The following is a 12,311-nucleotide window of genomic DNA, read 5'->3' on the forward strand; positions in this document are numbered from 1 at the left end:
TCAGCGCTCGCCAAAAGATTCGAAGAAATCCTTCATGCGGGTGAAAAAGCCGCTCGACTGGGGCGAATTGTCCTTCGACGAGAGCTGTTCAAACTCTTCCAGCAGCTCGCGCTGGCGACGCGACAGGTTCTGCGGCGTCTCGACGGCCGTCTGGATGTAGAGATCGCCGATATTGGCCTGGCGCAGCACCGGCATGCCTTTGCCCTTGAGGCGGAACTGGCGACCGTTCTGGGTGCCTTCCGGCACCTTCACCTTGGTCTGCGTTCCATCCAGCGTCGTCACCTCGAAGGAGCCGCCAAGGGCGGCTGTCGTCATCGAGATCGGCACCTTGCAATAGAGGTCGGCGCCATCGCGCTGGAAGAACTCGTGCGGCTTGACCGCCAGGAAAATATAAAGGTCGCCGGACGGGCCGCCGCGCAGGCCGGCCTCGCCCTCATTGGCAAGCCGGATGCGGGTGCCGTCCTCGATGCCGGCCGGAATGTTGACCGACAGCGAACGCTCCTCGGTGACGCGGCCCTGGCCAGCGCATTTCGGGCACGGATCCTTGATGGTCTGGCCGCGGCCCTGGCATTGCGGGCAGGTGCGCTCGATGGAGAAGAAGCCCTGCGTGGCGCGCACCTTGCCATGGCCATTGCACATCGAGCAGGTGACAGGCTGGGTGCCGGGCTTGGCGCCGGTGCCCGAGCATTCGGTGCAGGAGATCGAGGCCGGCACGCGGATCTGCGCGGTCTTGCCGGCGAACGCCTCTTCCAGCGAGATTTCCATGTTGTAGCGCAGGTCGGCGCCACGCTCGCGGCCGCCCGAGGAGCGGCGCTGGCGCCCGCCCATCATGTCGCCGAAAATGTCCTCGAAAATATCGGCGAAGCCGCCGGCGCCGAACCCTTGCGCGCCGCCATTCATGCCGCCCTGCTCGAAGGCGGCGTGACCGAAGCGGTCATAGGCCGCGCGCTTCTGCGGGTCCTTCAGCGTCTCGTAGGCTTCGTTGATTTCCTTGAACTTGTGCTCGCAGGAATGATCGCCGGGATTGCGGTCGGGATGGAACTGCATGGCGAGCTTGCGGAAAGCGCTCTTGAGCTCCTTCTCGTCGGCACCCTTCTGGACACCCAGCGTTTCGTAGAAATCAGCTTTCATTTTTTCCCGCTGTCCGGATGCTCAACGTCTTGATGCATTGTTGCGTCGTTTGCCGGCACGCCGTTCCGATTTAGGTGCGATGGAGCCGGGATGCCAGTGTCAGCGCGGGCTTGCCCGCATTTTTTCGGCCAAGCCGATATTTTTTTCAGCCGAGGTTGCAAAAAAGCCCGGCTTTGCGCCGGGCTTTTCCGCTTTGTCAGCCGTCAGGCCGTTCAGGCCGACTTCTTCTTGTCGTCGTTTTCGTCGATTTCCTCGAAATCGGCATCGACCACGTCGCTGTCCTTGGCGGCGTCCGCCTTGGCATCGGCTTCCGCCGCTTCCTTCTGCGAAGCCTCGTACATGGCCTGGCCAAGCTTCATCGAAGCTTCGGCAAGCACTTGCGACTTGGCCTCGATGTCGGCGGCGTCGTCGCCTTCGGAAGCCGTCTTCAGGGCGGCGATGGCATCGACGATCGCCTTGCGGTCGGTTTCCGAAACCTTGTCGCCATATTCCTTCAGCGACTTCTCCGAGGAATGCAGCATCGCTTCGGCCTGGTTGCGGGCCTCGACCAGCCCGCGACGCTTCTTGTCGGTCTCGGCATTGGCCTCGGCGTCCTTCACCATCTTCTCGATGTCGGCGTCCGAAAGACCACCCGACGCCTGGATGCGGATCTGGTGCTCCTTGCCGGTGCCCTTGTCCTTGGCCGAGACGTTGACGATGCCGTTGGCGTCGATGTCGAATGTGACCTCGATCTGCGGCACGCCGCGCGGGGCCGGCGGGATGCCGACTAGGTCGAACTGGCCGAGCGCCTTGTTGTCGGCTGCCATTTCACGCTCGCCCTGGAAGACACGGATGGTCACGGCCGACTGACTGTCCTCAGCCGTCGAGAACACCTGGCTCTTCTTGGTCGGGATCGTGGTGTTGCGCTCGATCAGACGGGTGAACACGCCACCCAGCGTCTCGATGCCGAGCGACAGCGGCGTCACGTCGAGCAGCAGCACATCCTTGACGTCGCCCTGCAGCACGCCGGCCTGGATGGCGGCACCCAGTGCGACAACCTCATCGGGGTTGACGCCCTTGTGCGGCTCCTTGCCGAAGAACTGCTTCACGATCTCCTGGATCTTGGGCATGCGGGTCATGCCGCCGACCAGGACCACCTCGTCGATCTCGCCGGCTTTCAGGCCGGCATCCTTGAGCGCCGCCTTGCAGGGCTCGATGGTGCGCTGGACGAGATCCTCGACCAGGCTTTCGAACTTGGCGCGCGTCAGCTTCAGCGTCAGGTGCTTGGGACCGGTCGCGTCGGCGGTGATGAAGGGCAGGTTGATTTCGGTCTGGGTCGTCGACGACAGCTCGATCTTGGCCTTTTCCGCAGCTTCCTTGAGGCGCTGCAGGGCAAGCTTGTCGTTCTTCAGGTCGATACCCTGTTCCTTCTTGAACTCGGCCGCCAGATATTCGACCAGACGCATGTCGAAATCCTCGCCACCGAGGAAGGTGTCGCCGTTGGTCGACTTGACCTCGAACACGCCGTCGCCGATTTCGAGCACCGAAATGTCGAACGTGCCGCCGCCAAGGTCATAGACCGCAATGGTCTTGCCTTCCTTCTTGTCGAGGCCATAGGCAAGGGCTGCCGCGGTCGGCTCGTTGATGATGCGCAGGACCTCGAGGCCGGCGATCTTGCCGGCGTCCTTGGTTGCCTGGCGCTGGGCGTCGTTGAAATAAGCGGGAACGGTGATGACCGCCTTCTCGACCTTCTCGCCGAGATAGGCTTCCGCCGTCTCTTTCATCTTCTGCAGGATCATGGCCGAAATCTGCGACGGCGACTGCTTCTTGCCGCCGGCTTCGACCCAGGCATCGCCATTGTCGCCCTTGACGATCTTGTAGGGGACAAGCTTCTTGTCCTTATCCGTCACCGGATCGTCATAGCGGCGGCCGATCAGGCGCTTGACCGCGAAGATTGTGTTTTCAGGATTGGTGACCGCCTGGCGCTTTGCCGGCTGGCCGACCAGACGTTCGCCGTCGCCTGAGATGGCGACGATGGAAGGCGTCGTGCGCGCGCCTTCCGCATTCTCGATCACCTTGGGTTCCTTGCCATCCATGATGGCGATGCAGGAGTTGGTGGTGCCGAGATCGATACCGATTACTTTTGCCATTTTTCTAGTCTCTCCGCTAAGCAGGCTCTCAGGACCCGTACAGGCGTTCCGACGAAAGCCCCTGTTCACAAGAAATCCCGTTCCGGCAACCGGCATTCCGGCGCCGAACGGCTTGGCGCGTATATAAGAACAGGCTGCGCAACGCGCAAGCATTCTGCTGAAGACGTCCACCGTCCTTGCCGGTTGACCGGGAACGGCCTAACTATGCATCATGCATAGGATTATCCCCGCCAGGATATGGTGATGGCAGAAGACGTCGCAAACGAAAGCCGGGAAAAGCTCCGGCTGGAAAACATCTTCGGTGCCATGAGCCTCGCCCTGGTCGACAAGATGGAGAAGGCATTCGGCGCGGAGACCGGCCTCGGCCCCAGCGCCGTCGCGGCCGTCGTCCAGATCGGCTCGAACCCCGGCCTGTCGATCGAGGTGCTCAGGCGCACCATCGCCTTGTCGCATTCGGCGACCGTCAGGCTGATCGATCACCTTGTCGAGCAAGGGCTGGTGCTGCGGGGTAGCGGCATCGACGGCGACCGCAGGTCGAAAGCCCTGCATCTCACCGAGGCCGGCACAGCCGTCTTCCAGCGCAACCTGGCCGCACGCCGCGCCGTCATCGACCGCGCCGTCGGCGTCCTCAGCGCCGAAGAGACCCAGGCCCTTGGCGCGCTGGTCGAAAAACTGCTGCCGGCGCTGGTCGACCTCGGCGACGACCAGAACGTTGTCTGCAGGGTGTGCGACGAATCCGTCTGCGTGCGCGAGCGCTGCCCGATCAGCCATATGAGCTGATGCCTCGCCTTCGGCCGAGGTCATCCATGAACCTTTCCATCCCGAGCGGCGACTGACGTTCAGGAGCCGCATGGCGCGGCCCGGAAAGGAAGTCCCATGACTGGAAAACCAGAGGCTTCAAGGTCTCCGGGAACAATGGGAGCCCAGCGCGACCACCGCCTTCGGGACGGATCGGATGCGCTGGGCTTTCCGCTGATTCCGTTGACCCTGCGTAAGAGCCGGCGTATCGTGACAATGAGGAAAGCAGACAATTCGATCAGGGAAAAACGTGACGGAACGCCGCGCCTTGCCCTGATTCGCGCGGCAAGACCGGGCGTTGCTCCCCCAGCCTACGGGGATAGCTCCATGTCTCGCGTCCACGGCTCGTTCATGTCCCCTGCCGGCCGCCTGCGCCACGCCATCCACACGATCGGCGGATTTCTGGCGCTGGCCCTCACCGCCAGCCTGTGGTTCGGCGGACCCGCCGGGGCGCAGGACGCGCAGACGCAGATCATCTATCCGGGCTCGATGGCGGTGACCGGTTTTTCCGGCACAACCATCCCCAATTTCGACCAGGGCCTGCCGCCCGGCGTCGACCCGGTCGACGAAACCTTCATCGACACCACACGCGCCACCTTGCGCGTGTTCGACGTTTCCCATCTCGGCGGGCCGGCTTCCGGCCAGCTTGTCTCGACGCCGCCGCCCTTCGAGGTGACGGCCGGACAGATCGGCCAGGTTTTCGGCCTCACCTATGATGACGGCATGCGCGATGGCGTTCCGTCCGGCATTCCCAACCTTTATGCGGCGGCGAGTTCGCTGCACGGCATTCGCATCGTCACACCCGACACCAAGGGCACTGGGCGGCCGCAGCGGCAGCATCACGGCACCGCCGGCGCCACCTTCATGGAAGGCCAGTTCGGCCTTGAAAACGGCGGCGGGCCGGGCACGATCTGGAAGATCGACGGCATAACCGGCCAGGTCAGCAAGTTCGCCGATATCGAGACCAACAGCGGTCCCGGCATCGGCAACATCACCTTCGACACCAACCACCGCCAGTTCTTCGCCTCCGACCTGGACACCGGCCTCATCCACCGCATCGATGCCAACGGCGCGCCGGTCGACACGTTCGACCATGGCGTCGCCGGGCGTCCGGCGCACGGGCTCGCCCCGGTCGCCGATGACGGCTCGGTGATGGACATACAGGGCGCCGCCTTCGACACGGAAAACCCCGCGACCTGGGGCTATACACAGGACGAGCGCCGCGTCTGGGCCGTCGCCTACCATGGCGGCCGGCTTTACTATTCGGTCGGCGAGAAGGCCGAGATTTGGTCGGTGGGCATTGCCCGCGACGGCAAGTTCTCCGGCGATCCGCGCTGGGAGCTGACGGTCAAGGCCGACCAGGACTATGCCGTCACCGACATTGCCTTCGACAACAAGGGCTTCATGTACCTGGCCCAGCGCGGCCCGGTCGAGAACCGCTATGACTACAGCCTGTTCGCCGATTCCGGCAAAGGCGAGGTCATTCGCTACTGGCGCGAAAATCCGGACGACCCAGTGACGGAATCGACCTGGGTGCCGGTGCCGCAGGAATACGCGGTCGGTTTCCCGGACGGCAACCGGCAGTCCGCCGGGGGCGTCGACCTGCAATATGGCTATGACGCCGACGGCAATCTCGATACCAGCGTCTGCACGGACACGCTGGTCAACACCGGCGACAAGCTGCGTGAGAACCCCACCCTTGCCGACCGGCTTGCCGCCGGCGGGCCGCTGGCCGTGCATGGTGTCCAGATCACGCCGAGCGCGCTGATCAAGCCGGCGAACGTGCCGCCCTTCGGCTCGTGGTTCACCGATTTCGATGGTTATTTCGAAGACCCCGACGTTGAAGGCCATGTCGGCGATGTCAAGGTCTGGCACCCCTGCGAGGGCCGTGCCGGCTATTATGAACAGATACCGGGCGGCTACCTGCCACCCTTCTATCCGCCGGACCTTCCACCGCCCGGCAATCTGCCGCCCTGTCTCGATGTCGAGGATGTCCAGTATTTCTGCACGCCCTCGGGGCTCAGGGCCGATCTCTATCTCCATGACCATGCCGGCTTGGGCGGCGATTCGATCACGGCTCAGTCCAGGACACCGGGCGTCGGGGTGACCACACCCCAGTCGCACGCGCCTGGCGCGCCATACACGATCGACATCACCGGCCATAATCCGGGCGATACAGTCAATGTCGGGCTCTGCTTCTACAGGAAGTCCGACCAGGACAAGGGCGGCTATTACCCTTGCTGCAAGATGACCGTGCCGCTGCGGACGCCAGCCGTCCGTTGCGAACGCTGAGGAGGGAAAGATGACCATTCTTGCCCTGTCCCCGCTCGCGACGAGCACCCGACCAACCGTCATGGAGACCATCATGAAACCCCTGTCATATGCCAGGCGCGGTTCGCGCTGGCTGATGGCGGCCGGTATCGCGGTCGCCATGCTCGGCCCCACGCCGGGCTTCACCGAAGACCTCGCGGCCAAGACCAACCAGGCAGCCAACCCTGATCCCGGCCTCGATCTCGACAACTCCCGCATCATCAATCCGGAACCGGGCCGGGTCGTGCCCTTCTTCACCAAGACGGGCGGCCAAAGAGGCTGCGACTATGTCGAATATTCGCTGAGCTTCGGCCTGCGCGGCGATCCGCAGAGCTTTGCCAGCCCAAGCCTGGTGGCCTCGTTGAAAGCCGCCAGGCTCGACTTCAAGGACCAGCTTCCGCACGGCCTGCAGATCGTCAATGTCCAGGTGTCCGGCGACGGCACGGATTCGTCGGGCGGACCTCTGCCCATTGCCACGATCAGCACCTCGGCAAGCCCCAACGATACGGCTGGTGTTTCCGACTTCCGCATCTCGGCCACCGATCTCGACGGCCTTGGCGGCGCCAACGAGCGCGTCATCAACTTCCGCATCACCGCCAAGATCGACCATGCGGCGTTTCCCTCGCCGACCACTGTCGACAACCAAGGCATGATCACGGTGGCCAAGGGCGGCGGCGCGGGAACCATCATCCCGTCGCAGGACCCGGGCAAGCCCGACGACGGCAACATTCTCACCGGCGTCAAGACCTCGATCAGGATCGACGTCACCAAGTGCAACCCGCCGCCACCTCCCCAGCACGAATGCTTCAAGATCGAAAGAGGCACGGTCGATTGCGTACCCGGCGGCGGCGCCTTCATCTACCACATGCCGGTCGGACCGGAGATGGGCGGCAAGTGGGTACAGCTTTCGACGACGACGCCGGGCATCACCATCATCCCCGACACGCAGCAGGTGCCGGCTGGCGGCGGCGTGCTCAACTGGAAGATCGTCGGCGCATCGCCCGGCGAGACGATCCACATCATCGTCACCGGCATCAACTCCTATGCCGGCCCTAAGGAGGGCTGGGGCCTTTGTTGCACGCAGACGATCGACATCGTCATCCCGCCGGACCTGAAATGTCCGCCACGCGATAGGGAGCCCGACCTCAAGGTGGAGAAACATGCCGATGTGCCGCGTTGCACGATGGCCGGCGGCTGCGACTTCACCATCAGGGTCACCAATGTCGGCACCGCACCCTACAACGGCAAGATCGTGCTCGACGAGGTGACGCTGCCGGCCGGTTCGACCATCGATTCAGGGCCGAATGCACCCTGGGTCTGTACACCCACGACAAGCCCGATGAGTTGCACCTATCCGGTGACCACGCTTAATCCGGGCGCCTTTGTCGACCTCAAGATCGGCTTCAAACCGGCTCCGGGCTGGCCGGGCCACGACTTGCGCAACTGCGCCACCTATGACTACGGCGCAAGCGGCAAGCCGCTGTTCGGCAGCCAGCAGAACGACCGGGGCTGCGCCTCGATCCCGATCTGCCGGCGTGGCGATCGTGACCGCGACTGCCAGCCGCCGGTCGAAAAGAAGGTCGACCTGATCCTGAAGAAGCGGGCGCGCGGCGAAGTATGCACGGCCGATGGCGTCTGCACCTTCGTGATCGATGTCATCAACAACGGCACCGCCACCTATAGCGGCCCGCTGACGGTGACCGACACCTATCCAGGCGGCGCACCGGCATCCTCGACCTTCGGCCCGACCCCGCCATGGACCTGCGGGCCGACCGGTCCCGGCCAGTTCCGCTGCGACGATGCCGGCATCACACTGGTGCCGGGCGCTTCGACATCGATCGTCGTCAGGGCGGTGATGCCGGCCGGATATCGATCGGACACGGTCGAGAACTGCGCCGAGGTAAAACCCATCCCTGGTGAAACCGACCTCTCCAACAACAAGGCCTGCGCCACGGAACGCATCCGTCATCCAAACGGCGGCTCCAGCATCCGTGTCGAGAAGACCGGCGACAGCACCTGCCAGGTTGGCCGGCCCTGCTCGTTCACCATCACCATCACCAATGATGGGCCAGGTGCGTTCTCGGGTCCGGTCCGCATCGGTGACGCGGTCGGCGTCGATGGCCTGGGTCGGCTGGACGGCGTTGCGATCACCTCGATCGACCCGCCTTTCGGCTGCTCGCCGGAGCCAGCAACTCTGCCCGCATCCTGCATCGCCAACCTGTCGCTCGGCGCCGGGGAAAGCCATGTCCACCATGTGAGCGTGGTCCTTCCCGACGACGGCCGCCTCGCCAGCCTGCAGGGCACTGTCAACGGGCAGAACTGCGTCGGCGTCCTGCCTCCGGACACGCCGGTGCAGGGCGGAGGCGACGTGCTCCCAGGCAATGCCACCAATGTGCAGGGCGAGCGCGGCAAAGCCTATGCCTGCCACCCCTTCACCATCACGCATCCGCTGAAGCAGGGATGTTCCACGGGCTTTGTGATGAACGACGCCGGCAACTGCGTCTGCCCGCAAGGCACCAGCTTCCGCAACGGCCAGTGCTCATCGGGCGGCGGCATCAACCTTCTGCCGCTTCCCATCCCGCAGCGTTGCGTGCTGCTGCCGGGCCAGATCCGGACCACCGACGGGCAATGTATCTGTCCGCGCGGAACCGATCTGCGGAACGGACGGTGCGCGCCGAGCAAGCAGCAACCCTCGGGCCAGTGCACCTTGCTGCCCGGCCAGTACCGCAACCTGGATGGCGACTGCGTCTGCCGGCAGGGCGTGGTGGTGAACGGCGCCTGCCAGATCATCAAGCAGCGGTGCACGATCCGCGGCGCGGTGCAGGCACCGGATGGCAGCTGCACCTGCCCCGACGGGACGCATAGGCAGAACCGGGCATGCGTGCCGGACCGGCCAAGACCGACGCAATGCACGCTGCTGCGTGGCCAGGTCCGCACCCAGGACGGCGCTTGCGTCTGCCCGGATGGCACGCAACTGCGTGGCAGGGCCTGCGTACCGGTCAGGACCGTGCAGCAATGCGACATCCGCGGTCAGGTGCGCGGCAAGAGCGACGCCTGCGTCTGCCCACGCGGGACCCAGGTGATCGACGGCGCATGCCGCAAGCTTCAGGTGAAGTGTGCACCCGGCGCGCGGATGATCAACGGCCAGTGCCAGCCGATCGTGAGGCGACTCTGCCCGGCCGGAACGACCGGCCGGTATCCGGACTGTGTTCCGATCCGCCGGAATCCATCGATCGAGATCAACCCGGGCCTGCTGCTCAACCCGAACATCCTGCTGCCAAGGCGCCAGCCGCAGGTGGATCAGCAGGCTCCGGCGCGAAACAACCTGATGCTGAAGCCGTAATCATTCACAACTCAGAAGACCAACACCCCGCCGGTTCGCCGGCGGGGTTTTCTTTGGACCTTGGCCACCAGGGCCAAGACGGCAACGACTAGCTCACCGCCTGAGCGTCTGTTGGTCAGGCACTCGACAAGTCACGCCCGGGACATTAAAGCGCGTCGCGTTGAACGGATTCATGCGGCGCGCTTGAAGTGTCTATCTTCATGCATGTCGTTGTCCCAAAACCGCTGCGCACTTTTGGGCGACATGCATCAGGCTGCCGACCCAGGCAAAAGCACCTTGAAAGGTCGTCCGATGAGCAAGAAAACCTTGATAGCGCCATCGGTGCTGGCGTCAGACTTTTCGAAGCTTGGTGACGAGGTCGAAGCAGTAGCAGCGGCCGGCGCCGACTGGATCCATCTGGACGTGATGGACGGGCATTTCGTGCCCAACATCACCTTCGGCCCGCCCGTGATCAAGGCGATCCGCAACCGCACAAAGGCATTCTTCGACTGCCATCTGATGATTGCGCCGGCCGATCCCTATCTGGCCGCCTTTGCCGAGGCCGGCTGCGACGGCATGACGGTGCATGCCGAGGCCGGACCGCATCTCGACCGCTCGTTGCAGACAATCCGCAACCTCGGCAAGAAGGCCGGCGTGTCGCTCAACCCGGCTACACCGGAAAGCGCCATCGAATATGTGCTCGACCGTCTCGACCTGATCCTGATCATGACCGTCAACCCGGGCTTCGGCGGCCAGGCCTTCATTCCCGGCATCGTCGAGAAGGTGAAGCGGGTGAAGGCACTGATCGGCGGCCGGCCCATCCATATCGAGATCGACGGCGGCGTTTCCGCCGAAACAGCGCCCTTGGTCACAGCCGCCGGCGCCAACGTCCTGGTGGCGGGCGCTGCCGTCTTCAAGGGCAACAGCGTCGAGGCGTATCGGGCGAACATCGAGGCGATCCGGTCAGCGGCCGACAACGCGGCCCGCTGACGCGCGACGCCACCTGTAGCCTCGCCGTAGCGGCCCGCAGCCGGAGGGTATGATGAGCAACCACCTGTTCGACGCTTTCCGCTCCCGGATGCCCGCGCCAGAGCGGCTTTTGCTGGAGGCGGATGACCGGCGTTCGCTCACCTATGGCGATATGCTGGCGCGGTCGGCGCAGCTGGCGCACGCGCTCCTGCAACTGGATGTCGAGCCGGGCGACCGGGTTGCCGTCCAGGTCGAGAAAAGCCCGGAGGCGCTGCTGCTCTATCTTGCCTGCGTGCGTGCGGGCGCCGTCTTTCTGCCGCTCAACACCGCCTATACGCTGACGGAGCTCGGATATTTCTTCGGCGATGCCGAGCCACGAGTCATCGTCTGCGATCCGGCGAAGGCTGCCGACATCGGGCGCCTGGTCGAGACATCCGGCGCCATCGTGGTCACCCTAGACCGCAATGGCCGGGGATCGCTGGCGGACCAGGCCTCGCGGCAGTCTTCCAACTTCCACGATGTCGAGCGGGGCGCGGACGATCTCGCTGCGATCCTCTACACGTCGGGAACGACCGGTCGCTCGAAGGGCGCCATGCTCAGCCATGAGAACCTTGCTTCGAACGCGCGGGTGCTGGTTGACCAATGGCGCTTCACGAGCGACGACGTGCTGGTCCACGCGCTGCCGATCTTCCACACGCATGGTCTGTTCGTCGCCACAAACGTCACACTGATGGCCGGCGCCTCCATGCTGTTCGAGCAGAAATTCGACCCGGCCCGCATCGTCTCGCTGCTGCCGCGCGCCACCACGCTGATGGGCGTGCCGACCTTCTATGTGCGCCTGCTGCAGCAGGACGGCCTGAATCACGAATCGACAAAGACCATCCGGCTGTTCATTTCCGGATCGGCGCCGTTGTTGGCGGAAACGCACAACGCATGGCGTGAGCGCACCGGCCACGCCATCCTCGAGCGCTACGGCATGACCGAGACCAACATGAACACGTCGAACCCCTATGAGGGCGAACGGCGTGCCGGCACGGTCGGCTTTCCCTTGCCTGGGGTGTCGCTGCGCATCGCCGATCCCGACGGCGGCGGGACGCTTGCCCAAGGCGAGATCGGCATGATCGAGGTGAAGGGCCCGAACGTCTTCGGCGGCTATTGGCGCATGCCGGAAAAGACCCGGGCCGAGTTTCGCGGCGACGGCTTCTTCATCACCGGCGATCTCGGCATGATCGACGCCGATGGCTATGTCCACATCGTCGGGCGCGGCAAGGACCTGATCATTTCCGGCGGCTACAACATCTACCCGAAGGAACTGGAGAGCGAGATCGACGCGCTCGACGGCGTCAGCGAAAGCGCGGTCATTGGCGTTACCCATCCGGATTTCGGCGAAGGCGTCACCGCCGTCGTCGTCCGGTCGCCGGCCTCGACGATCACCGCCGCCGAAATCCTCGGCGCCATCACGGAACGGGTGGCCAAGTACAAGCATCCGAAGCGCGTGATCTTCGTCGACGAGTTGCCGCGCAACACGATGGGCAAGGTGCAGAAGAACCTCCTGCGCGATGCATACAAGGATCTCTACGCGTCCTAGCTAGCGGTTCGCTGTTTCCGGGAAACGGCGAACCGCTCCCTGTCTTTTGTTGACGCAATTCCGG

General features: G+C 64.2%; 7 protein-coding genes. 5 read left to right on the forward strand and 2 right to left on the reverse strand.

Features of this window, described 5'->3' with window-relative positions; translation table 11 throughout:
• Together dnaJ and dnaK are read right to left on the reverse strand one after the other, a co-directional pair.
• Positions 1-1,131 (reverse strand): molecular chaperone DnaJ, encoded by a 1,131-nt coding sequence (gene dnaJ, locus ABVQ20_RS23465; RefSeq protein WP_354461849.1) that lies wholly within the window; start codon positions 1,129-1,131, stop codon positions 1-3.
• A gap of 212 nt (positions 1,132-1,343) precedes the next feature.
• On the reverse strand, positions 1,344-3,260 hold the full coding sequence (gene dnaK, locus ABVQ20_RS23470) for a molecular chaperone DnaK (protein WP_354461850.1): 1,917 nt from the start codon (positions 3,258-3,260) through the stop codon (positions 1,344-1,346).
• A 243-nt stretch (positions 3,261-3,503) separates the two neighbouring features.
• On the opposite strand from dnaK, the gene ABVQ20_RS23475 reads away from it, so the two are divergent.
• From ABVQ20_RS23475 to ABVQ20_RS23495, 5 genes are all read left to right on the forward strand, one after another.
• Positions 3,504-4,040 carry a MarR family winged helix-turn-helix transcriptional regulator gene (locus ABVQ20_RS23475; RefSeq protein ID WP_354461851.1) on the forward strand — a complete coding sequence of 179 codons (537 nt, stop codon included), beginning with the start codon at positions 3,504-3,506 and terminating at the stop codon, positions 4,038-4,040.
• 345 nt (positions 4,041-4,385) lie between these two features.
• Entirely contained in the window at positions 4,386-6,350 is a 1,965-nt protein-coding gene (locus tag ABVQ20_RS23480) for an NHL repeat-containing protein (RefSeq protein WP_354461852.1), read from the forward strand.
• Between the two features lie 10 nt (positions 6,351-6,360).
• Positions 6,361-9,711 carry a DUF7929 domain-containing protein gene (locus tag ABVQ20_RS23485; protein ID WP_354461853.1) on the forward strand — a complete coding sequence of 1,117 codons (3,351 nt, stop codon included), beginning with the start codon at positions 6,361-6,363 and terminating at the stop codon, positions 9,709-9,711.
• Positions 9,712-10,002: 291 nt separating this feature from the next.
• Complete coding sequence (gene rpe, locus ABVQ20_RS23490; RefSeq protein ID WP_354461854.1) at positions 10,003-10,680, forward strand: ribulose-phosphate 3-epimerase; 678 nt, start codon at positions 10,003-10,005, stop codon at positions 10,678-10,680.
• A 52-nt stretch (positions 10,681-10,732) separates the two neighbouring features.
• Positions 10,733-12,247: a malonate--CoA ligase gene (locus ABVQ20_RS23495; RefSeq protein ID WP_354461855.1), complete on the forward strand. Its 1,515-nt coding sequence runs from the start codon at positions 10,733-10,735 to the stop codon at positions 12,245-12,247.
• The last annotated feature ends 64 nt before the right edge of the window (positions 12,248-12,311 follow it).

The sequence above is a fragment of the Mesorhizobium shangrilense genome, from assembly GCF_040537815.1.
GTDB classification, from domain to species: domain Bacteria; phylum Pseudomonadota; class Alphaproteobacteria; order Rhizobiales; family Rhizobiaceae; genus Mesorhizobium; species Mesorhizobium shangrilense.

Coding starts and splice junctions, on each gene's coding strand:
- dnaJ (WP_354461849.1), bottom strand. CDS start 1,131: ATGAAAGCTGATTTCTACGAAACGCTGGGTGTCCAGAAGGGTGCCGAC.
- ABVQ20_RS23480 (WP_354461852.1), top strand. CDS start 4,386: ATGTCTCGCGTCCACGGCTCGTTCATGTCCCCTGCCGGCCGCCTGCGC.
- ABVQ20_RS23485 (WP_354461853.1), top strand. CDS start 6,361: ATGACCATTCTTGCCCTGTCCCCGCTCGCGACGAGCACCCGACCAACC.
- ABVQ20_RS23495 (WP_354461855.1), top strand. CDS start 10,733: ATGAGCAACCACCTGTTCGACGCTTTCCGCTCCCGGATGCCCGCGCCA.
- rpe (WP_354461854.1), top strand. CDS start 10,003: ATGAGCAAGAAAACCTTGATAGCGCCATCGGTGCTGGCGTCAGACTTT.
- ABVQ20_RS23475 (WP_354461851.1), top strand. CDS start 3,504: ATGGCAGAAGACGTCGCAAACGAAAGCCGGGAAAAGCTCCGGCTGGAA.
- dnaK (WP_354461850.1), bottom strand. CDS start 3,260: ATGGCAAAAGTAATCGGTATCGATCTCGGCACCACCAACTCCTGCATC.